Source organism: Acidovorax sp. LjRoot74, from assembly GCF_964254355.1.
In the GTDB taxonomy this organism is placed as follows: domain Bacteria; phylum Pseudomonadota; class Gammaproteobacteria; order Burkholderiales; family Burkholderiaceae_C; genus Acidovorax.
This window is the reverse complement of the sequence record NZ_CAXUTI020000001.1, coordinates 287,351-308,520: the sequence shown is the minus strand read 5'-3', so window position 1 is coordinate 308,520 and position 21,170 is coordinate 287,351. Positions and strand designations below refer to the sequence as shown.

The following is a 21,170-nucleotide window of genomic DNA, read 5'->3' as shown; positions in this document are numbered from 1 at the left end:
CCGACTACGAGGCGCTCGCCAGGTCCTCGTGGTGGTCCGCTGCCCCGCGTTTCCAGTAAGCAGAGATGCGCATGCGCTTCGGGTCCACACCCGGCTTGGCCAGCACGGCGCGGCGCACGGCGGCCATGTCGCTGTGTTCGCCAGCGGCCCAGACAAAGCCCGCGCCGGGCGGCAGCGCCAGGGCTTCGACGGCGGCAGGCAGTGCGTTCACCCACTGCAGATCTACCTGCGCCGCGCTGGTCAACACCCGCTGGTCGGCCGGGTTGTTCAGCTGGATGCGCACCGTGGCCACCGCGCTGGCGGGCAGCTCGGCCACGCGGCGGGCGATGGCGGGCAGCGCGGTTTCGTCGCCCAGCAGCCAGTGCCAGTCAAAGCCCGTGGGCACCACCATGCTGCCGCGCGGCCCGGCAATGCCCACCCATTGGCCCACGGATGCGCTGGCGGCCCAGTCGGTGGCGGGGCCGGCGTCGTGCAGGGCGACTTCAATGTCCAGCTCGCCCGCGGCGGCGTCAAAGCGCGCGGGGGTGTAGTCGCGCAGCGTGGGGCGCGGGCCGTCAAACACGGGGCGACCGTCCTGCAGCGTGGGCAAGGTGGGGCGGTCTTGCCCGGGCGCAGGAAGGATGAGTTTGAGGTGGTCGTCAAACCCGGCGCTCACAAACCCCACCAGCTCGGGGCCGGCCAAGGTCAGCCGTACAAAACCGGGGCTGACCTGGGTGCGGCGCACCACCTGGAGGTGGCGGCCCTGCAAGGGGTGGCGAATGCGCTCGATGACGAGGGAGGGGGCCGTGGCGGCCAGGGGCAGAGGTGCGTTCATGGCGTAAAATGTTGATTTAATCAACCAAATCATCCGCCATTCAGTTGACTTTGTCAACTGATAGCCACGCCATGCCCCCACGCGCCCGCCCCGATGTGTTTGAAGCACTGCACGACCTGATGCACGCCTACCGGGCGCGCATGGTGCGCGCCATGACCTCCGTGCACCCGGACCTGACCTTTAACGAAGTGCGCGCGCTGAACTTCATTGGCCGCCACCCCGGCGCCACGCAGAAAGAACTGGTGCGCCACAGCGGCGCCGACAAGGCCCAGGTGGCGCGCATGCTGGGCCTGCTGCAGGACAAGGGCTGGCTGGAGCGCCAGCCCCACGCCGAGGACCGGCGTAGCCTGTGCCTCACGCTCAGCGCCGAGGGCCAGGCGCTGTACCAGGCGCTGCAGGCCGCGCGGCAGACCCTGTCGGCCCAGGTGCTGGCGGGCTGCGACGACGCCACCCAGGCGCAGCTGCTGGCCCTGCTGGCGCGGGTGCGGGCCAACCTGGATGCGCTGCCGCCCCTGGAAACTGGCGAGGATTGCGGCCACGGCACGGGCCGGTCCACCCGATAGGGGCGCCGCAGGGGGTTTCAGGCACTTTGAGGAGTTTTCGCCCCTGGCGCCCGTTCAATATGCCCTTTTAGCTATCAAAACAAGAGCAAATCACCGTCCCTGGATCACGCGCAGCGCCTCGGGCAGCGAATGCACATGGGGCAGGAAGTGGTCGATGGTGGCGCCCAGCAGCACGGCGCAGACCAGCGCGCCCAGCAGGGGCTTCCAGGTCAGCCGCACGGCGGCGCTGAGCCAGCCCTCGCGCTCCACCCCCACAGCGGCGCGGGCCGTGGCCACCGAGAAGGCAATCTCCACCGCCACCGTGAGCAGCACATCCCAGCCAAAGAACAGCATGGCGAGCGAGCCCGCGCCAAAAATCAGCGCCGCGCCGATGAGAAAGATGGCCACCACGGGCACGACCACCACCGCGCCCTCATCGGCGCTGCCCAGTGCATCGGCCGCGCCCCCGGCAATGTCGCCCAGCACGCCGGAGTCGCTGCTGGAGCCCCCGCTGGACAGGCCTTGCGTCCACCCGCCGCCAAAGTCCCCCGATGCGCCACCGCCGCCAAAGTCTCCGCCGCCCGCGCGCGGCAGGGGCACCTGGCCACCCCCCGAGGGGCCATTGCCACTGGGCCAGGAGATGTCGGGCAGGTCCACACTGCCATCGCCCGACGGCCCATCCCGCCGCACCAGCCGGGCCGCCCACACGCGCAGCACCAGCAGATAGCCGATATAACCCACCGACAGTGTGACCAGGTACCGGAGCGCCAGTGAATCCACGCCCAGCACCATCTGCAGGTGCGAGGTGGCCCACATCAGCAGCAGCGTGAAGCTGCCGATCAGCAACCCATGCCAGCGCAGGCTGTAGCGCTGCTGCAGGGTACGCGCCACCGCGCCGTGGTGTGGCATGCGCACCGAGCGCCAGGTGGAGCTGCTTTTTTTCTTGGAGCCGGAGGAATTGCTGCGGGGTGTGGCCATGGAAGGAGCGCGCTGCGCGCGGTGGCAAACAGACGGCGCCATTTCACACCAGTTTGCGGCCACCCTGCGCATAGCCTGCCCCCTGCGGCGTGAACTTCTGCGCGAAGCGCTGGAGCAGAGAGGAAGGCCTTCGGTTCAGGCCGCGCCGTCCACCACCACCGGCACACGCTGCGCCAGGGCGCACATCAGCTCGTAACCCACCGTGCCGGCGGCCTGCGCCACTTCGTCGATGGACAACACCCCACCGTTGCTGGCCCGGCCCCAGAGCGTGACCTCGCTGCCAAAGCCCACGTCCACCCCCGCTTGCTGCAGCGGCGTGAGGTCCACGGTCACCATGTCCATGCTCACCCGCCCCACCAGGCGCGTGCGCACGCCGTTCACCAGCACCGGCGTGCCGGTGTCGCAGTGGCGCGGGTAGCCGTCGGCGTAGCCACAGGCGGCGATGCCGATGGTGAGCGGGCCGTCAGCCGTGAAGCGCGATCCGTAACCCACGGTGTCGCCCGCCTGCAGCTGCTGCGTGGCGATGAGGCGGGTGGACAGCGTCATGGTGGGTTGCAACCCCCAGTGGCTGGCGTTGTGCTCGGGGAAGTCGGGGGCGCTGCCGTACACCACGATGCCCGCACGCACCCAGTCGGCGCGCACGCCCGCATCCTGCGCGTGGCGCAGCGTGGCGGCGCTGTTGCTCAGGCTGCGCTCGCCGGGCAGGTCCTGCGCGGCGGCGTTGAAGGCCGCCATCTGGTGCGCAATGCCGCGCGGGCCGTCGGCGTCGCTGAAGTGGGTCATGAACGAAATCTCGTCCACCTGCGGCAGCGCGTTGAGCCGCGCCCAGGCCGTGCGGTAGCGCTCGGGCGTGAAGCCCAGGCGGTTCATGCCCGAATTCATCTTGAGGAACACCCGGTGCGGCACCTGCGTCTTGTGGGCAGCCAGCATGTCGATCTGCTCGTCGCAGTGCACCGCGTGCCACAGCCCCAGGCGCGAGCACAGTTCCAGGTCGCGCGGCTCGAACACGCCTTCCAGCAGCAGGATGGGCCCGCGCCAGCCCAGGTGGCGCACGCGCTCGGCCTCGGCCAGGTCCAGCAGCGCAAAGCCGTCGGCGCCGCGCAGGCCTTCGAACACGCGTTCGATGCCATGCCCATAGGCATTGGCCTTGACCACGGCCCAGACCTTGGCGTCGGGCACCGACTGGCGCACGCGCGCGAGGTTGTTGCGCAAAGCGGCGGTGTGGATGGTGGCGGTGATGGGACGGGGCATGGCAAAGGACCAGTGGGGAGGGGGAATCTACCGGGGAATACCTGCAGGATTCTGGCACTGCAGCCGTTTATCCGCGTGATATAACCGCCTGTCTCCTGCTACGGTTACTCACAATTAACAGTGCATCAGCCCAACTGATGCACCCACCAGCCATTCGATGAAGCGCGGTTTTTACACCATCATGTCGGCGCAGTTTTTCAGCTCGCTGGCCGACAACGCACTTTTCGTGGCCGCCGTGGAACTCCTGCGCTCAGAGGGCGCCCCGGAATGGCAGCGCGCCGCCCTGGTGCCCATGTTTGCGCTGTTCTATGTGGTGCTCGCGCCCTTTGTGGGCGCCTTTGCCGATGCTTTGCCCAAAGGCAAGGTGATGTTCGTGAGCAACGCCATCAAGGTGGTGGGCTGTCTGATGATGCTGTTCGGTTCGCACCCGCTGATTGCCTACGCGGTGGTCGGCCTGGGCGCTGCGGCCTACTCGCCCGCCAAGTACGGCATCCTTACTGAGCTGCTGCCCGCATCGCAGCTGGTCAAGGCCAACGGCTGGATCGAGGGGCTCACCATCGCATCGATCATTCTGGGCGTGCTGTTCGGCGGCCAGCTTGTGGGCCAGCACCTGTCGGGCATGCTGCTGGGCATCGACATTCCGTTCATTGACACCGGCGTGGACACGCCTGCTGAGTCGGCCATTGCCGCACTGATCGCGGTCTATGCAGTGGCCGCCTGGTTCAACACCCGCATCCCGCACACGGGCGTAGAAATGCGCCCGATGCGCGCCGACCCTTCGCGCAGCGTGTTCGCCAACACGCTGAGCCTGCTGCCCGACTTCTGGGCCTGCAACAGCCGCCTGTGGCGCGACAAGCTGGGCCAGATCTCGCTGTCCACCACCACGCTGTTCTGGGGCGCGGGCGGCAACCTCAAGTTCATCGTGCTGGCCTGGGCCGCCGTGGCGCTGGGCTACAACACCACGCAGGCCTCGGCCCTCACGGGCGTGGTGGCCATCGGCACCGCCGTGGGCGCGGTGGTGGCCTCGATGCGCATGCGCCTGGACATGGCCACCAAGGTCATCCCGCTGGGCATTGCCATGGGCCTGCTGCTGATCCTGATGGTGTTCATCAACAACATCTGGGTGGCCATTCCCTTCCTCATCATTCTGGGCGGGCTGGGCGGCTACCTGGTCGTGCCCATGAACGCGCTGCTGCAGCACCGGGGCCACAACCTCATGGGCGCGGGCCGCTCGATCGCCGTGCAGAACTTCAACGAGCAGGCCTGCATCCTGGCGCTGGGCGCGTTCTACAGCCTTTCGCTCAAGTTCGGGCTCTCGGTGTTTGGCGCCATCACAGCCTTCGGGCTGGTGGTTGCGGGCGTGATGTGGCTCATCCGGCGCTGGCACCAGAACAACTGCGTCACGCACCGCGAAGAGGTGGAGCATCTGCTGCACATTGCGCGGCACGATACGCATCACTGAGAAGCCCCCTGAGCGGCTGCGCCGCGTCCCCCGGAGGGGGACGCACCCGGTGGCCTGGCGAAGCCAGCTCCACGGGTGCACTGGCGAGTGCGACGTGCCAGTTTCTGGCGCCACGCAGATTACTATTATTTTCATAGCTACCAGCGCTTATCTAGCGCGCGGTAGCGGCCATTTTTTCTTCAATGCAATCGCCTTTGCCCTTTGCCGCCCTGTTGTTCAACGCCTTTGTCTGGGGGCTGGCGTGGTGGCCGTTTCAGCACATGCACCAGGCGGGGCTGCACCCGCTGTGGGCCACGGCCTGCATGTATGCGGTGGTGCTGCTGGCGCTGCTGGCCTGGCGCCCCGGCATCTTGCAGCAGGTGCGCGCGCATCCGCAGTTGTGGCTGCTGGCGCTGGCCTCGGGACTGAACAACGTGGCCTTCAACTGGGCCGTGACCATTGGCGACGTGGTGCGCGTGATCCTGCTGTTCTATCTGATGCCCGCCTGGGCTGTGCTGCTGGCCTGGAAGGTGCTGGGCGAGCGCCCCACGGGCACGGCGCTGCTGCGCCTGGCGCTGGCTTTCTGCGGCGTGGTGCTGGTGCTGCTGCCCGAGGGCGCGCCCGCATCGCGCCTGCTGCAGAACCTGAGCCTGGCCGACGGGCTGGCGCTGCTGGGCGGCTTCATGTTTGCGCTGACCAACGTCACGCTGCGCCGCCTGCACGCCGTGCCCGGACCCGCGCGCATGTTCTCGATGTTTGGCGGCTGCATGCTCATGGCGCTGGCCGTGGCCACCGTCGGGCGGCAAGTGGGCGTGGTGGATGCCTTCCCGGCCGCCAATGCCACCTGGATCGTCACCGGGCTGCTGCTGGCGGGCGTGCTGCTGCTGGGCAACTGGGCGCTGCAGTTTGGCGCTGCGCGGCTGGCGGCAGGCACCACGGCGCTGGTGATGCTGTCGGAGGTGATGTTTGCCAGCGTGTCTTCGGCGCTGCTGGGCGCATCCACGCTGAACACGCGCACCGTGCTGGGCGGCGCGCTGATCCTGCTGGCATCGCTGCTGGCCGCGCTGCAGTTCCGCCGGCCGGGCGCTGCGGGCACCCATTGATGGATTGACCCGCACGCGCGCAGGCGTGGGCGGCTGGGGCTACGATGGCCCGTCATTCCCACCCGGAGATTCCGCATGCCCACCAGCATCTACGACTTTGAAGCCCAGCAAATGAACGGCCAGGCCGTGCCCTTGTCGCAGTACAAGGACAAAGTGCTGCTCATCGTGAACACCGCCAGCGCCTGCGGTTTCACCCCCCAGTTCGGCGGGCTCGAAGAGCTTCACAAGCAATACGCCGACAAGGGCCTCGTCGTGCTGGGTTTCCCCTGCAACCAGTTCGGCAGCCAGGACCCCGGCAGCAACGACGAGATCGCCAGCTTCTGCCAGCTCAACTACGGCGTGAGCTTTCCGATGATGGCCAAGATCGACGTGAACGGAGCCAACGCCTCGCCCCTGTACCAATGGCTCACCGCCGAGGCCCCAGGCCTGCTGGGCAGCAAGGCCATCAAGTGGAACTTCACCAAGTTCCTGGTCGGCAAGGACGGCCGCGTGATCCGCCGCTACGCGCCGCAGGATGCGCCGAAGAAGCTGGCAGGGGATATTGAGGCGGCGCTAGCGCAAGGCTGAGGGCGGCAGCCAGCGGCACAACACCCGCTCGCGGCCCGTGCCGGGGTGGTGGTCCACCATCTCTTCGACCAAGCCGCAGCGCACATAGAACCGCCGCGCCCGCACATTGGTGGTAGCGACATGCAAGGTCCATCCCTGGGGGCATAACTGCTCGCCAATCTGTTGCACCAACGCCGCCCCCAGGCCCCGGCCCTGCGCCCCGGGGGCCACAAAGAGCTGGTGCAGATGGCCCTGGGACAGCTTCGGCAGATCCGAGCGTTCCAGTTCCAGCACCATGAAGGCCACCATGGCGTCCCCGTGCTCCACCAACAGGGTGGTGCAAGGCGGGCCGAACTCTGCATCCACCCGCGCCGCCCAATGCGCCAGCGGCGCCACTGTGGGCACGGCCGGGTTGGCGCTGGCCCAGGCGTCGCGCCACAGCGGCGCGATGTGGGGGGTGTCTTGCGGGGTGGCGGAGCGCAGTGTCCAGGAGGCTGGGAAGAGGCTCATGCCCGCATTGTGCGGGCCAGCCCAAACAACGGCCGCAGCCACCCCACACGCTGCACCCCTGCCGTCAGCCCCCCGCACAGCGCCACCGTGCCAACCACCAACACCACCGGCTCCACCACTGGCCCCAGCCGGGCAGGCGCCAGCCAGACCACCAGCACGATGATGACCGTCTGGTGCAGCACATACCAGGGATACACCGACGCATTCGCCCAGGGCAGCCATCGCCAGGGCCGGTTGAGGCGGTGGTGGGCCCAGCCCAGGATGGCCAGCAGCGCCGTCCACAGATAGCCGTCGGCCAGCACCCGCAGGGGCAGGCGGGCCCATCGCATGCCGTGCTGCTGCGCAAGGGCCAGCAGCGTGAGGTACAGCACCAGCAAGCCCAGCGCCAGGCCCACCGTGCGCCAGCGCAGGCGCACCAGCTCGGCCCACAGGCCCGCATCCAGCCCGATCCAATAGCCGTAGACAAACACCGTGAAATACACAGCGTGCAGCCACCCGTCGTGGATCAGATTGTGGGTGGGCGGGAAATGAGGCCACAGCAGCACCGAATACAGCGCCAACGGCAGCACGGGCAGCACCAGCAGCGCCCCGCCACGCAGGCCGGTGAAGGCTGCGCGCAGGCGGCGGCCCGGGGCGGATTCGGCCAGGGGCAGCAGCAGTGCCAGCACCAGGGTGTAGGACCACAGGTAGGCCAGGTACCAGAGGTGGTTCCAGGTGATGCCCACCTCCCAGCCGTCGAACGCCCCGGCGGGCCAGTGGCTGCCGGGGTGGTAGCGCAGCAAAAAGGCGCCAAACCCCGGCGCCACCAGGCCGTTGGCCACCCCCTGGGCATAGGCCTGGTAGGGCACGACCACGGCCATGCCAAAGGCCAGGGGCAGCAGCAGGCGCAGGCTGCGCAGGCGAATGAGGCCGGGCACCGTCTGCCCCCGCCGCACCAGCCCGAAGGCCAGGCCCGAGACCAGGAACACCAGGTCCATGCGCCACAGGTTCAGCGCGCGCATGGGGGCCTGCAGCCATTCGGCGGCGTGCGGGCTTTTGAGGTGCCAGTGCCAGTCGGCCACGTAGTACATGGCCACGTGGTACAGGATGACGAGGGCAAAGGCCAGCGCGCGCAGGGCGTCGATGTCGTGGCGGCGGGCGGGGGTGGAAGCACTGGAAGGCGTGGACATGGCACAACAAAGACAAGGGGGACACAGGGCCTGATGCTGCGGCTGCGCCCCTGCGTGCCGCCCGCCCGGGGGATGGGCCGGGGCGCCTTTGGGACCAGCGGTGGTTACCAGGGACGAAACGCAACCGCCCCGGGGCCACTCCGGTCCCGCCCTGCCTACACTTGGCCCCATGACCGCCCCCGTGTCCGCCTGGATCAACCGCTATCCCCACGACCGTGCCCTGCGGCGGCGCGCGGAAATCGGCTTCTGGGCCGCCGTGCTGCTGGTGCAGGCGGCCTTCAACACCGTGGTGAGCTGGATCGACCTGCGCGGCGCTGGCCGGGCCGTGGCGGCGTGGGAGCCGCTGCTGTGGGAGCTGACGAGCGCGCTGGTGGTGGCGGCGCTGATCCCGGCCGTGGTGGCTTTCGAGCAGCGCTTTGTGCTGCGCTGGGGCACACTGCGGCGCCATCTGCCCTGGCATGTGCTGGCCAGCGTGGTGTACTGCACCGTGCACCTGGTGGGCATGTGGGCGCTGCGCCATGCAGGCTACGCGGCACTGGGCGAACGCTACCAGCCGCCCGGCTGGTGGGCGCAGTGGGGGTATGAATACCTGAAGGACGTGCGCAGTTACACGCTCACGGTGTGTGCACTGGTCAGCTACCGCTTCTTGCTGCTGCGCCTGCAAGGCGAGGCCCGCGTGCTGGATGCACCCGAACCGCCAGCGCCACCTGCGCTCCAGGAGCAGGCCCCGACCCAGGATGCACCCGCGCCAGCCGATCCGCTCGAACCCCCATCACAGCCCCCACAGCGCCCCGAACGCTTCCTGGTGCGCAAGCTGCGCCGCGAGTTCCTGATCGCCGCGGGCGACATCGCCTGGCTACAGGCCGAGGCCAACTACGTCGGACTGCATGTGCATGGGCATGACTACCTGCTGCGCTCCACGCTCACCGACTTTCTGGCCCAGCTCGACCCCACGCGTTTCGTGCGCGTGCACCGCAGCTACGCCGTCAACCTGGATGCTATCGCCGTGATCGAGCCCCTGGACAGCGGCGACGCGCGACTGGTGATGAAGGATGGCAGCACCGTGCCCTGCAGCCGGCGCTACCGGGACGGGTTGGCACCCCGCGCGGGCTGAGGGCCAAGGGCGGCAAGCCTGTCAGAAACTGTTCTCACGCATTGAGCCCCGGCGTTTGTGCGGCCCCCCACTCGGGCGGGCTGGCGGCCATCTCGGCCTCCACCTTGCGCAGCATGTCGGCCAGGGTCTTGCCGGGCTCCTGGCGGAACTGCTCTTCGAGCACCACCAGGTCCACGATGCGGTCGATGCGAAAGCCCCGGAAGTCATTGCGCAGCTCGCACCAGGCCGACAGCGTCCAGACCTTGCCCCAGTAAAAGCAGCCCAGCGGCCGCAGGCGGCGCAGGCTGGGGCGGCCGTGCACGTCGGCGTAGTCGATATGCACCATATGCCGGCTGTGCACCGCCTCGCGCAGCGCCTGCAGCGTGGCCTGCACGCGCGGGTCCAGCCCCACAGACGGCGCATACAGCGCCTGCGCCTCGGCCGCCACCCGGGCGGCCGGGGGCAGCACCGACAAAATCTTGCCCAGCGCGCCCTCCACCTCGCGCGCCAGCCCGGGGTCGAGCCAGGCCTGGGCCAGCCGCGCGGCAGCCACCAGCGCATTGGCCTCGCCCTGGCTGAACATCAACGGCGGCAGCTCGAAGCCCGCGCCCAGGCGGTAGCCCACACCGGCTTCGCCCTCAATGGGCACGCCCTGGTGCTGGAGGTCCGCCACGTCGCGGTAGATGGTGCGGGGAGAGACTTCAAGCCGCTCGGCCAGGAAAGCGGCCGTGGACAGGCGCCGCCCCCGGATGAGCTGGACGATCTGGAACAGGCGGTCTGCGCGGCGCATGGGCTGGGAATATGAGTGTTTTTAGGCTTCTGCGCCTGTCCATCAAGCGTTAATAGCTATATTATTTATAGCACAACACCCACATGGATGGACACCTTGTCGGGCCCTTCATAGGCCTCGAAGTCGGTGCCAAAGCGGCGCTGCACCTGCGGATTGTCGGCAAAGTAGTGCCAGATGCGCATCCAGGTGTCGATCACCATCTGCGGCATGTCGCCCTCGCCGGTGAACACCAGGTAGTCGCCCGCTTCGATGTCCACGCGGTGCGCGCCCGGCACGGCCTGTGCCAGGTGCGGTTCGGCCACGGCCACACCGGCCGTCACGTCGAAGGCGCCGTGTTCGTTGGACTCGTAGGCGCTGTACACGCCAAAGATGCGGCCGTCGTCGCCCCGGCTGGGCAGCTGGCGCCCCCAACTCTGGCTGAAAAAGCGGTTCCACAGGCCACCCAGGCGCGCGATGGCGGGGTTCATTTCTTCGCTGTTGCGCGTGCGCACGCTGATGCCCGCCACGCTGAACGCGGGGATCTGGACGCTGGTGGGTGCGGGAAAGGTGATGGTGGCGGTCATGGCAGGTCCTCTCTCTGGGTCGTTGGATGGAATCAATGCGCTGGCCCGAGGGCGCAGCGCGAGAGAGGCATGGTGCGTGCCTGCTGCTGACAGCCTGATGTCAGTAGCCTGCGCCCACCCCTGGTGATCCGAGGGTGGGCGCAGTGGCGAGGGCTGGCAGGCACCAGGCACCCGCCCCGCCACAGGTCAGTTCGGCGTCTCGACGATGGCGGCTGTGGCGCGGCGCACCACGGGCAGCACCAGAAGCAGTGTGGGGAAGGCCACGACCCAGGACAGCGCCCAGGCACTCAGCCACAGGCGCAAGAAGTCTAGCGAGAAGCCGGCCACACGCACCGTGCTGATCAGCGACACGATGAAGGTCATGAGCAGTGACAGCAGCAGCGGCATCACCCAGGCCGCCGAGCGTGCGGGCAGCTTGGGCAGCCCGAGAAAGGTCTTGCGGGAAGACGGGGGGAGCGAAGAAGGTTGGTTCATTGCAGTTCCAGAAAGCACACCGGTCAAGCAAGGTGCCACCCCCACCCTGCAGCATCTGCGGGCTGGGGGCCACCACCCCGGCAGGGCCGGCGTTGGTAGGCACGTTGATTGACGTAAACGCTTACGGCAACCCATGAACCGGGTCGCGAGGGAAATTTTAGGCTGAGCCGACCTCGGTCGCTTGAGCCTTAGTCGCTTTGGGCTGCAGACACTGCAGCCACGGGAGCCTGAACCCGCGCGGCTGCCAGGCGGCGTGCACGCTCCAACTGCTGGCCCACGGTGCGCGCCACCAGGCCGTACATGTCGGCAAAGGCCTCCAGCGTCTGGCCGCTGGCTTCAAAAGCACGCAGCAGGGCTTCGTCCTTGGCGTTGCGGGCAGCCCATTCGGCAAAGGCTTCTTCAAGGATGGAGTTGGCCGCCTCGTCGCGGCCCTGCACCAGCTCGGTGTAGGCCTCGCGCGTGAGGCCCGAGGCCTCGAAAGCCGCCATCATGCGGTTGCGCAGCTTGGGCAGCAGGTCTTCGGTGGCACGGGCCTTCTTGCGGCGGTAGACCTCCAGCAGCGCGTGGTGCACATGCTCGGGTGCCATGGTTTCCACTGGCTGGCCTTGCAGATCGTGCCGCTTGTCACCCGCCGCCACGCTTTGCAGATAGCGCGTGGAGCGGGTGTGCAGGCCCAGCGCCACCTTGAGCGCCTCGCGCTCGAACAGGTCGGGGTGTGAAGCCAGGATGTCCTGGAAGATGCCGCGCTTGAGCGGGCGGAACACCGCGCCAAACAGATGCGGGTACAGCGCTGCGAGTTGCTCCAGCGCTGGGTGCACGCGCTGGGGTGCGCGCGGGGCTGCGCCGGGCGCAGCGGCTTGGGAGGAACCTTCGGCCGCCCCTTCAGGCGCCTGGCGCCCCTCGGGCTTGCGGCGGTTGCGGCCGCCACGGCGGGACCCGCCCTTGCGCTGCGGCTGGGGCGCACCGGCTTCGGCAGCAGGCGCTGCCACGGACTCAGGGGTTGCCACGGCAACGGCAGCCTCGGCCACCACAGGCGCGGCCGGGGCGCTGGCAGGGGCTGCGTGGGGTTGTTCTTGTGCGGACGCGGAGTCGGTCATGGCAATGCGGTTCGGGGGCAAATGGAGGGCAACAAAACCCTCGATCATGCCAGTGTTGGGGTTGCGAGCACCAAAACGGCCTTGGTGGGCACGCTACTTTGCCAGCGGATGGGTGCACCACTGCTGCTCGCAGGGAACCCCGTCGCCGTTCCCGTCCATCTTGGTGCCGGGGCAGTTCTGCAGGAAGAACTTGGCTTCGGAGCACGATGTCATCTGCGAGCAGTGCTGGCGGCCGTCACAGCGATACGAGGATGTCAACGGTTGCGCCGGGGCAGCGGGGGCGCGCTGCTGCGGCGCCTCCAGAGTCTGCGCCGCCGCTTCGGCCCGGGCCGCAGCAGCCCGCTGCGTGCGCCGATCAAAGTGCCAGTAGGCCGCCGCCAGCAGCGCGCAGGCCACCACAAAGACAACGATGCGTGTGGGCAGCCCCCGGGGTTCAGAGGATTCGCGGCCGATGTCGCGGCGCGCCCGGGGCGGGGCAGCAGTAGACAAGGCGGGGGCGAGCCGGTCACGACGCACCAGAACCGCCTGCTTCTTCCCGTCCTTGTTCAGCGAGATTTCAAAACTCAGCGCTTCATGCAGTCGCGGCCGCAGGCCGTCGCGCGCAAACGCCGAGATGTGCACAAACACATCCTGGCCTGCCGGGGTGGGCGTGATGAAGCCAAAACCCCGGTCGTCGTTCCACTGGGTGAGCGTCCCCTCGAAGCGCATGGCCTCCCCTTTCTAGGCTGGTTGGGGCGCCATGGTAGCGGCTGGTCGCAAGATCAACCCCTGGGCCGCGCGGTCAATGACCCGCCAGCGCCTCGTCCAGCACCTCCACCCAGTGCCGCACCGCCGTCCCCGTGCCGCTTTGCAGATGGGTGATGCAGCCGATGTTGGCCGAGAGGATCACGTCGGGCGGCTGCTCGCCGAAGGCCTCGGCCAGCACGCCGAGCTTGCGGTCGCGCAGCTGGTACGACAGGTCGGGGTTGAGCACCGAGTACGTTCCGGCCGAGCCACAGCAAAGGTGGGCGTCGTTGCGCGCGGTGCGCAGCTGGAAGCCCAGCTGGTTCAGGTGCGCCTCCACCCCGCCGCGCAGCTTCTGGCCGTGCTGCAGCGTGCAAGGGGGATGGTAGGCGTACAGGGTGTCCGGCTGGTTCACACGGCCCTGCAGCTTGGCGGCCAGCTCGGGCAGCAGGGCAGGCAGCAACTCCGACAGGTCGCGCGTGAGGGCGCTGATGCGCTCGGCCTTGGCGGCATAGGCCGCATCGTCCTTCAGGATGTGGCCGTATTCCTTGACGGTGACGCCGCAGCCCGAGGCGTTCATGACGATGGCCTCGACCCCACCCGCTTCGACCAGCGGCCACCAGGCGTCGATGTTGGCGCGCATCTCGGCCATGCCGCCGGCCTGGTCGTTGAGGTGGAACTTGACGGCACCGCAGCAGCCGGCCTTGGATGCGATCACGGTCTGGATGCCCACGGCGTCGAGCACGCGGGCGGTGGCCGTGTTGATGTTGGGCATCATGGCCGGTTGCACGCAGCCCGCCAGCATGAGCACCTTGCGCGCATGTTCGCGCGTGGGCCAGGCGCCTGCGTCCTGCGGTGCGGGCACCTTGGCCTTGAGCGCCTCGGGCAGCAGGTCACGCACCATTTGCCCGGCCTTCATGGCGGGGGCGAACAGGGGCGATGGCAGGCCCTCCTTCAGCGCCCAGCGCAGGGCTTTTTCGCCCACGGGGCGGGGCACTTTTTCATCGACGATCTTGCGGCCGATGTCCACCAGGTGGCCGTACTGCACGCCGCTCGGGCAGGTGCTTTCGCAGTTGCGGCAGGTGAGGCACCGGTCCAGGTGCATCTGGGTCTTGCGCGTGGGCTCGGCGCCTTCGAGCACCTGCTTGATGAGGTAGATGCGGCCGCGCGGGCCGTCCAGCTCGTCGCCCAGCAACTGGTAGGTGGGGCAGGTGGCGGTGCAGAAGCCGCAGTGCACGCACTTACGCAGGATGGATTCGGCCTCCAGGCCATCGGCGCGGGCGCGGTATTCAGGGGAGAGCTGGGTTTGCATAGTGCATGCCTGGGCGAAGGAACAGAAAAAATCGGTAGCGGTTCAGCGCGCGGGCGGTGGGTCCAGGGGCGGATCCAGGGGCACATCCAGCGCCTGGGGCTTGCGCAACGGCTGGCGCAGCCGCGCCCGGTCGGCCCACAGCGGCGGCAGCGACAGGGCCAGCAGCACCAGCGCCAGCGGCACCACAAACACAAAGCCCACATGCTTGAAGCCCGCCGCACCCGCAATGCCGCCCACCAGGAACATGCCCAGCAGCCCGGCAAACAGCCGCACCCGGGCCTGGTTGGCGCGCACCTGCGACTCGGGCGCGGTGCCGGTGCGGTTCCAGTAAAGCATCTTGCCCATCTCGATGCCCAGGTCGGTCACCACGCCGGTCATGTGGGTGGTGCGGATCTGGGACGAGGACATCTTGGTCACCGTGGCGTTCTGCAGGCCCATGATGAAAGACAGCAGCAGCACCGTGAGCGGCACCGCAAACGGCGTGGGCCAGTTGAGGGTGATGGCGCCCACCAGGCCAAACAGCAGCATGAGCACAGCCACCAGCAGCAGGGGCAACGCAAAGGTGCTGCGCAGCCTGCGCTGGCGCGCCCAGTTGATCATGATGGCCGTGGTGCCCGCGCCGGACATGAAGGCCCACAGCGCACCAATGGCACCCAGCACCAGCTTCATCTGGCCCAGCACCAGGTTGTCGGCCAGCGACGACAGGAAGCCCGTCATGTGCGAGGTGTAGATGTGCACGACCAGAAAGCCCCCCGCGTTCACTGCACCGGCATTGAAGGCCAGCAGCAGGCCCAGCACCTGGTTGCTGGCCACCGTGCGCCGGTGTCCGGTGAGATGGAGAAGGCGTCGCATGGGTGCGTGCGCGGGGAGCCAACCGGGCTGCAGCGCCTACCAGGCCCGCGCCACGCGGCCGGGGTTGAAGATGCCCGCCGGGTCGAAGCTGTGCTTGAGGCGGGCGTGGATCTGTTCCAGCGCTGTGGATTTGAGGTCAAAAAGGCCCTTTGCGCCTGTCCCACCTGTGCTTGCAGCTACGAAAACAGAAGCATTTCCACCCACCGCGTGGGCGGCGGCGCGCAGGGCCTCGCCCGCCGACTCGGGGGCCTGTACCCAGCGCAGTGCGCCATGCCATTCCACCAGCGGCTCGGCGCCCTCTGGCAGGGCCAGCGCCGGGGCCGTGGCGGGCACGGACAGGCGCCACAGCGCGTGGTCGGGGCGCTGGGCGCGATCGGCGAACCAGGGCAGGGTCTGTTCACGGCAGGCGGCCCAATCGGCGGCCACGGCGGCGTTGTCGCCCATGCGCACGCCGCCCATGGTCTTGCACGCGGCCTCCACCGCCGCCACGGCGCCGCGCAGGCGCACATACAGGGTGCCCACTCCACCGTCTTGCACCCAGCAGCTGGCGTTGAGGGGCAGCGGCTGGCCGCCCCAGGCGTGCAGCTTGCGCAGGGCGTCGGCCTGGTTGATGCCCTCGAACCGCAGCGTGGCCTCGCCAGGCGCCACGGGCAGCACCTTGAGGCTCACCTCGGTGAGCAAGCCCAGCGTGCCCCAGGCTCCGGCCATGAGGCGCGACACGTCGTACCCCGCCACGTTTTTCATGACCTGGCCGCCAAAGGTCAGCAGCTCGCCCTTGCCGTTGAGCACCGTCACGCCCAGCAGGTAGTCGCGCACGGCGCCCACGCTGGCGCGGGCCGGGCCCGACAGGCCCGCCGCCACCATGCCACCCACGGTGGCGCCGTCTGCAGGGGTCTTGGCGAAATGCGGGGGTTCAAACGGCAGGCACTGGCCGCGCTCGGCCAGCAGGGCCTCCAGCTCGGCCAGCGGGGTGCCCGCGCGCACGGTCACGACCAGCTCGCTGGGCTCGTAGTTCACGATGCCGCGCAGGCCCCGGGTGTCCAGCACCTCGCCATGCAGGGCCAGGCCGTGGAAGTCCTTGGTGCCCCCGCCACGGATGCGCAGCGGGGTCTGGTCGGCCGCAGCGGCACGCACGCGCTCGGCAATCGGGGCAAGGGAAAAGTCCATCCGCGCATCGTAGCGGCAGCGGTGTGCGGCACGGCAGGCGGGGTGCGTGAATTTTTTGAACAGCGCTTGTGAAGGACAGCGGCCTGGTGGGGGTGCGGGCGCGGGGCGCAAGGCCCCTGCCCCACCATTTTCAGCAAGCCCCCTGCCGATGCGAAAAAGGCCCGCCGGTGGTCGGCGGGCCAAAGAACCGAGAGGAGTAACTTGCTTGTTTTTCTTGCTACCACGCCACGGTGCCACCAGACACCGCAGCGCGTGGGGCGCAGAGCGATCAGCGGTTGTACGCCGTTTCGCCGTGCGAGGTGATGTCCAGACCTTCGCGTTCGGCTTCTTCCGAGACACGCAGGCCCACGAGCAGGTCGGCGATCTTGTAGGCGATGAAAGCCACGACACCGGACCAGACGATGGTGAACAGCACGCTCTTGACCTGCACCCACACTTGAGCGCCCATGGCGAAGGTGTCAGGCGTCAGGCCGCCCGTGCCACCCAGGCCTTGCGAAGCGAACACACCGGTCAGGATGGCACCCAGGATGCCGCCCACGCCGTGCACGCCGAACACGTCAAACGCGTCGTCCACGTTCAGCATGCGCTTGAGGCCACCCACACCCCACAGGCAGACCACACCAGCGATCAGGCCCATCACGATGGAACCCATGGGGCCCACGAAGCCTGCAGCAGGCGTCACGGCCACCAGGCCAGCCACCGCACCGGAGGCAGCACCCAGCATCGAGGCCTTGCCCTTGTGCAGTGCTTCACCAGCAATCCACGACAGCGTGGCGGCGGCAGTGGCCAGCACGGTGTTCACGAAGGCCAGGCCAGCGTTGGCGTTGGCAGCACCGGCAGAGCCAGCGTTGAAGCCGAACCAGCCCACCCACAGCAGCGAGGCGCCGACCATGGTCAGTGTCAGGCTGTGGGGCGTCATGGCTTCCTTGCCGAAGCCGATGCGCTTGCCCACCATGTACGCGCCCACCAGGCCAGCGATACCGGCGTTGATGTGCACCACGGTGCCGCCTGCAAAGTCCAGAGCACCGTCAGCACCCAGCAGGCCGCCGCCCCACACGATGTGGGCCATGGGCACGTAGCTGAAGGTGAACCACAGCACCGAGAAGATCAGCACGGCAGCGAACTTGATGCGCTCGGCGAACGAGCCCACGATCAGCGCCACGGTGATGGCGGCAAACGTGCCCTGGAACGCGAAGAACACGTACTCAGGAATCGTGGTCAGCGCACCAAAGGTCTCCTGGGTCACGCCCTTGAGGAAGATCTTGTCGAAGCCGCCGAAGAACTTGCCCTCGCCCGAGAACGCCAGGCTGTAACCATAGATGGCCCACAGCAGCGAGATCAGCGAGAACACCACGAAGACCTGCATCAGCACCGACAGCATGTTCTTGCTGCGGCCCAGGCCGCCGTAGAACAGCGCCAGGCCGGGGATGGTCATCAGGATCACGAGCAACGTGGAGGTCAGCATCCAGGCGGTATCGCCGGAGTCGATCTTGGGCACGGGGGCTGCAGCAGCGGCTGGAGCCGCTTCGGCTGCAGCGGGAGCAGCAGCGGCCGGAGCAGCTGCAGGCGCAGCGGCATCGGCAGCCGGGGCAGCGGCGGTGGCGGCCGCTGGTTCGGCGGCAGGCGCCTGGGCCAGGGACAGATTGCCCATGGTCAGCAGACCCAGCCCCAGGATGAAGGAAGCAAGCAGTTTTTTCATGGCATTTCTTCTCTTGTGTCTGTTGCGACCGGGCCCTTACAGGGCTTCCTTGCCGGTTTCGCCGGTGCGGATGCGCACCACCTGCTCCAGGTGGGTCACAAAAATCTTGCCGTCACCGATCTTGCCGGTGCGCGCGGCGCTTTCGATGGACTCGATCACGCGGTCCACCAGGTCGTCCGCGATGGCGGCTTCGATCTTGACCTTGGGCAAAAAGTCCACCACGTACTCTGCACCGCGGTACAGCTCGGTGTGGCCCTTCTGGCGGCCAAAGCCTTTGACTTCGGTCACCGTGATGCCTTGCACGCCGATGTCGGAGAGCGCTTCGCGCACTTCGTCGAGCTTGAAGGGCTTGATGATGGCTGTCACCATTTTCATTTTCAGATCCTCCGGAATGGGCGCCACCGGCGCCCATTGAGACTTACAGGGTTTTGGTGAGCGTGACGATCACGCGCGACTTGTTGACCGGGCCGTAGAAGGCCTTCTTGGTGGCGCCGACCACGGCAGCGCCGAGGGACACGCCGCCGCCGAAGTCGTACGAGCCGCCCAGGCTGTAGTCCATGAAGTTGGGGGCGGTGATGTCACCACCAAAGCGGGTGAAACCGACCGATGCCTTCAGCGTGGTGCTGGGCGCCACTTCCTGGGCAAACGCCAGGTTCAGGTAGCCGGTGTTGCGGCCCTTCATGCCAGGACCTGCGTAGGCAAAGTAGTCCTTGGACAGGGTGTGCGAGTACTTGGCCGTCACGGGGCCGAGGGTGGCAGCGCCATAGACTTCGGTGGTGTTGCCCGCGCTGTTGCCGGGGTAGATGTAGGTCAGCAGGCCCACGTCCAGGTCCACGCCGCCGGCCTTGAACTTGTAGCCGCCGTACAGGTCGGATTCGAGCGAGTTGCCGGACAGCCAGTCCACGCTGGAGTTCCAGTTGCCCACGTACCAGCCGGATTCGCCGAAGGTGTAGTCAAAACCGCCTTGCAGGGCAGGCTTGACGGCCTTGGCCTTGGACGTGTCCTGGTCCTGGCCACGGAACTTGTAGTTCGTGGTCAGGCTGACGTTGGCGGTGAGCTGGGCGCTGGCCAGCATGGGAAGGGTTGCAACAAGGGCAACGCTCAGGGTCTTGATGATGGCGCGGGTCATGTTTCCTCCGGTTGGACAAAGTAGGGACAAGCGCTTTAAGCACGGACCGTGCCATTGCCTCCGCAGGCCCTGCGCGTGCGGACCGGGTGCGGTTGCGTTGGGTTACAACAATCCCCAGTACAGTGGTGGGGATCGCGCCGGGCACGTCGCACCCATCTGGTGCAAGAACCCACCACCCCGCGCCAAAACACCCGAAAACGCACCCATCTGGGGAGAAACCGCTTCATGAGTCTTGCTTTGGTGCAAAGCCGCGCCCTTCTGGGGATGTTGGCGCCTTCAGTCACCGTGGAAGTGCATCTGGCCAACGGCCTGCCCAGTTTCACCCTGGTGGGGCTGGCCGAGGTGGAAGTGAAGGAAGCCCGCGAGCGGGTGCGCTCGGCGCTGCAGAACGCGGGGCTGGAGTTCCCCAGCAACAAGCGCATTACCGTGAACCTGGCGCCTGCCGACCTGCCCAAGGATTCTGGCCGCTTCGACTTGCCGATTGCCCTGGGCATCCTCGCCGCCAGCGGGCAGGTGGACGCCAGCCGCCTGGCGGGCTACGAGTTTGCGGGCGAGCTGTCGCTGTCAGGCGAGCTGCGCCCCGTGCGCGGCGCCCTGGCCACCAGCCTGGCGCTGCAGACGCAGCAGATCGACACCCAGCTGGTGCTGCCCCCCGGCAGCGCCGAAGAGGCCGCCCTGGTGCCCGCCGCCCAGGTGGTGCGCGCGCGCCACCTGCTGGACGTGGTGCGCGCCTTTCTGCCCCCGGGCAGCGTGGCAGGCGGCGATGCCGACGTTGCCAACGACGGCTGGACCCGCCTGGCCGCCACCCCCATGGCCACCCGCACCACCGGCCCCGACATGGCCGATGTCAAAGGCCAGGCGGCCGCCAAGCGTGCTCTGGAGATTGCCGCGGCAGGTGGCCACAGCCTGCTGATGGCTGGGCCACCGGGCTCGGGCAAGTCGATGCTGGCGCAGCGTTTTGCGGGCCTGCTGCCCACGATGACGGTGGAAGAGGCGCTGGAGAGCGCCGCCATCGCCAGCCTGGCCGGGCGCTTTCGCCCCGAGGCCTGGGGCCAGCGGCCAACCGGCCAGCCGCACCACACGGCCAGCGCGGTGGCGCTGGTGGGCGGCGGCTCGCCCCCGCGCCCGGGCGAAATCTCCCTGGCGCACCAGGGCGTTCTATTTTTGGATGAGCTTCCTGAGTTCCCCAGGGCCGCGCTGGAGGCCTTGCGCGAGCCGCTGGAAACCGGCCACATCACCATCGCCCGCGCGGCGCAGCGCGCGGAGTTTCCAGCGCGCTTTCAGATGATTGCGGCCATGAACCCCTGCCCCTGCGGGTTTCTGGGCTCCACACAACGCGCCTGCCGCTGCACGCCCGACCAGGTGAACCGCTACCAGGCCAAGCTCAGCGGCCCGCTGCTGGACCGCATCGACCTGCATGTGGAAGTGCCCGCCCTGCCAGCCGAGCAGCTGGTGCAGGCCCCCGCAGGCGAATCCACCGCCGCCATCCGCACGCGGGTGGAGCAGGCCCGCCAGCGCGCGCTGTCCCGCCAGGGCAAGGCCAACCAGGCGCTGCAGGGCCAGGAGATCGACACCCACCTGCAGCTGCAGGACGCCGCCGCCAAGTTCCTGAACACCGCTGCGGCCCGCCTGGGCTGGTCGGCGCGCAGCACCCACCGCGCGCTCAAGGTGGCCCGCACCATTGCCGACCTGGCAGGCGCCACCGACACCGAGGTGGGCCATGTGGCCGAGGCCGTGCAGTACCGCCGCGTGCTGCGCCACCCCGCGTGACGGCGTGGCAGAGACCTGCCGTGCGGGTCTCCCCGCACCATTTACTATTGTTTTTATAGCTAAACAGGCAATACAGACAGGCGGGAACGGCTGATTTGAATCAAATTTCCGGCTCTCTTGCACCCATCCACACCCCGCGCCGCCACA

Annotated in this window: 22 protein-coding genes; 6 read left to right on the top strand and 16 right to left on the bottom strand. The window is 68.1% G+C overall.

Annotated features, from left to right (window positions below):
- Positions 1-4: 4 nt before the first annotated feature.
- Positions 5-814: a siderophore-interacting protein gene (locus ACSQ3O_RS01430; RefSeq protein ID WP_436137610.1), complete on the bottom strand. Its 810-nt coding sequence runs from the start codon at positions 812-814 to the stop codon at positions 5-7.
- Between the two features lie 71 nt (positions 815-885).
- Between ACSQ3O_RS01430 and ACSQ3O_RS01425 the strand changes: the two genes are divergently transcribed.
- The gene (locus ACSQ3O_RS01425; protein WP_436137609.1) at positions 886-1,377 is read left to right on the top strand and encodes a MarR family winged helix-turn-helix transcriptional regulator; all 492 of its coding nucleotides are present in this window, start codon (positions 886-888) and stop codon (positions 1,375-1,377) included.
- A gap of 90 nt (positions 1,378-1,467) precedes the next feature.
- On the opposite strand, the gene ACSQ3O_RS01420 is transcribed toward ACSQ3O_RS01425, so the two are convergent.
- Positions 1,468-2,334 (bottom strand): hypothetical protein, encoded by an 867-nt coding sequence (locus ACSQ3O_RS01420; protein WP_436137608.1) that lies wholly within the window; start codon positions 2,332-2,334, stop codon positions 1,468-1,470.
- Positions 2,335-2,469: 135 nt separating this feature from the next.
- A complete protein-coding gene (gene alr, locus ACSQ3O_RS01415) occupies positions 2,470-3,585 on the bottom strand; it encodes an alanine racemase (RefSeq protein WP_436137607.1) in 1,116 nt (371 codons plus the stop codon).
- Positions 3,586-3,742: 157 nt separating this feature from the next.
- On the opposite strand from alr, the gene lplT reads away from it, so the two are divergent.
- The 3 genes from lplT (at position 3,743) to ACSQ3O_RS01400 (ending at position 6,696) form a co-directional block, all read left to right on the top strand.
- Positions 3,743-5,047, top strand: coding sequence for a lysophospholipid transporter LplT (gene lplT, locus ACSQ3O_RS01410; RefSeq protein WP_436137606.1), 1,305 nt, complete (start codon positions 3,743-3,745; stop codon positions 5,045-5,047).
- A gap of 182 nt (positions 5,048-5,229) precedes the next feature.
- Entirely contained in the window at positions 5,230-6,129 is a 900-nt protein-coding gene (locus ACSQ3O_RS01405; protein WP_436137605.1) for a DMT family transporter, read from the top strand.
- Positions 6,130-6,204: 75 nt separating this feature from the next.
- Positions 6,205-6,696, top strand: a complete 492-nt coding sequence (locus ACSQ3O_RS01400; RefSeq protein WP_137747205.1) for a glutathione peroxidase — start codon at positions 6,205-6,207, stop codon at positions 6,694-6,696.
- Here ACSQ3O_RS01400 and ACSQ3O_RS01395 read toward each other — a convergent pair.
- Together ACSQ3O_RS01395 and ACSQ3O_RS01390 are read right to left on the bottom strand one after the other, a co-directional pair.
- Positions 6,682-7,185, bottom strand: coding sequence for an N-acetyltransferase family protein (locus ACSQ3O_RS01395; protein WP_436137604.1), 504 nt, complete (start codon positions 7,183-7,185; stop codon positions 6,682-6,684). The two genes, ACSQ3O_RS01400 and ACSQ3O_RS01395, sit on opposite strands and share 15 nt — an antisense overlap.
- Complete coding sequence (locus ACSQ3O_RS01390; protein ID WP_436137603.1) at positions 7,182-8,354, bottom strand: acyltransferase family protein; 1,173 nt, start codon at positions 8,352-8,354, stop codon at positions 7,182-7,184. The genes ACSQ3O_RS01395 and ACSQ3O_RS01390 overlap by 4 nt, the downstream gene beginning before the upstream one ends.
- Before the next feature lie 169 nt (positions 8,355-8,523).
- On the opposite strand from ACSQ3O_RS01390, the gene ACSQ3O_RS01385 reads away from it, so the two are divergent.
- Positions 8,524-9,468 carry a LytTR family DNA-binding domain-containing protein gene (locus ACSQ3O_RS01385; RefSeq protein ID WP_436137602.1) on the top strand — a complete coding sequence of 315 codons (945 nt, stop codon included), beginning with the start codon at positions 8,524-8,526 and terminating at the stop codon, positions 9,466-9,468.
- Positions 9,469-9,502: 34 nt separating this feature from the next.
- On the opposite strand, the gene ACSQ3O_RS01380 is transcribed toward ACSQ3O_RS01385, so the two are convergent.
- From ACSQ3O_RS01380 to ACSQ3O_RS01330, 11 genes are all read right to left on the bottom strand, one after another.
- Positions 9,503-10,237 carry a helix-turn-helix transcriptional regulator gene (locus ACSQ3O_RS01380; RefSeq protein WP_137747209.1) on the bottom strand — a complete coding sequence of 245 codons (735 nt, stop codon included), beginning with the start codon at positions 10,235-10,237 and terminating at the stop codon, positions 9,503-9,505.
- Between the two features lie 65 nt (positions 10,238-10,302).
- Entirely contained in the window at positions 10,303-10,800 is a 498-nt protein-coding gene (locus ACSQ3O_RS01375) for a GyrI-like domain-containing protein (protein ID WP_137747210.1), read from the bottom strand.
- Positions 10,801-10,986: 186 nt separating this feature from the next.
- Entirely contained in the window at positions 10,987-11,274 is a 288-nt protein-coding gene (locus ACSQ3O_RS01370; protein WP_137747211.1) for a DUF2798 domain-containing protein, read from the bottom strand.
- A gap of 188 nt (positions 11,275-11,462) precedes the next feature.
- Entirely contained in the window at positions 11,463-12,371 is a 909-nt protein-coding gene (locus ACSQ3O_RS01365) for a ProQ/FINO family protein (protein ID WP_436137601.1), read from the bottom strand.
- Positions 12,372-12,464: 93 nt separating this feature from the next.
- Positions 12,465-13,079 carry a cold shock domain-containing protein gene (locus ACSQ3O_RS01360; RefSeq protein ID WP_298451787.1) on the bottom strand — a complete coding sequence of 205 codons (615 nt, stop codon included), beginning with the start codon at positions 13,077-13,079 and terminating at the stop codon, positions 12,465-12,467.
- Between the two features lie 73 nt (positions 13,080-13,152).
- Entirely contained in the window at positions 13,153-14,406 is a 1,254-nt protein-coding gene (glcF, locus tag ACSQ3O_RS01355) for a glycolate oxidase subunit GlcF (RefSeq protein WP_436137600.1), read from the bottom strand.
- Positions 14,407-14,448: 42 nt separating this feature from the next.
- On the bottom strand, positions 14,449-15,258 hold the full coding sequence (locus tag ACSQ3O_RS01350) for a YoaK family protein (RefSeq protein ID WP_436137599.1): 810 nt from the start codon (positions 15,256-15,258) through the stop codon (positions 14,449-14,451).
- 36 nt (positions 15,259-15,294) lie between these two features.
- A complete protein-coding gene (glcE, locus tag ACSQ3O_RS01345) occupies positions 15,295-16,425 on the bottom strand; it encodes a glycolate oxidase subunit GlcE (protein WP_436137598.1) in 1,131 nt (376 codons plus the stop codon).
- Between the two features lie 268 nt (positions 16,426-16,693).
- Complete coding sequence (locus ACSQ3O_RS01340; protein ID WP_137747217.1) at positions 16,694-18,124, bottom strand: ammonium transporter; 1,431 nt, start codon at positions 18,122-18,124, stop codon at positions 16,694-16,696.
- A 36-nt stretch (positions 18,125-18,160) separates the two neighbouring features.
- Complete coding sequence (gene glnK / locus ACSQ3O_RS01335) at positions 18,161-18,499, bottom strand: P-II family nitrogen regulator (RefSeq protein ID WP_108615702.1); 339 nt, start codon at positions 18,497-18,499, stop codon at positions 18,161-18,163.
- Positions 18,500-18,542: 43 nt separating this feature from the next.
- The gene (locus ACSQ3O_RS01330) at positions 18,543-19,253 is read right to left on the bottom strand and encodes a TorF family putative porin (protein ID WP_436137597.1); all 711 of its coding nucleotides are present in this window, start codon (positions 19,251-19,253) and stop codon (positions 18,543-18,545) included.
- 225 nt (positions 19,254-19,478) lie between these two features.
- Between ACSQ3O_RS01330 and ACSQ3O_RS01325 the strand changes: the two genes are divergently transcribed.
- On the top strand, positions 19,479-21,023 hold the full coding sequence (locus ACSQ3O_RS01325) for a YifB family Mg chelatase-like AAA ATPase (protein ID WP_436137596.1): 1,545 nt from the start codon (positions 19,479-19,481) through the stop codon (positions 21,021-21,023).
- The last annotated feature ends 147 nt before the right edge of the window (positions 21,024-21,170 follow it).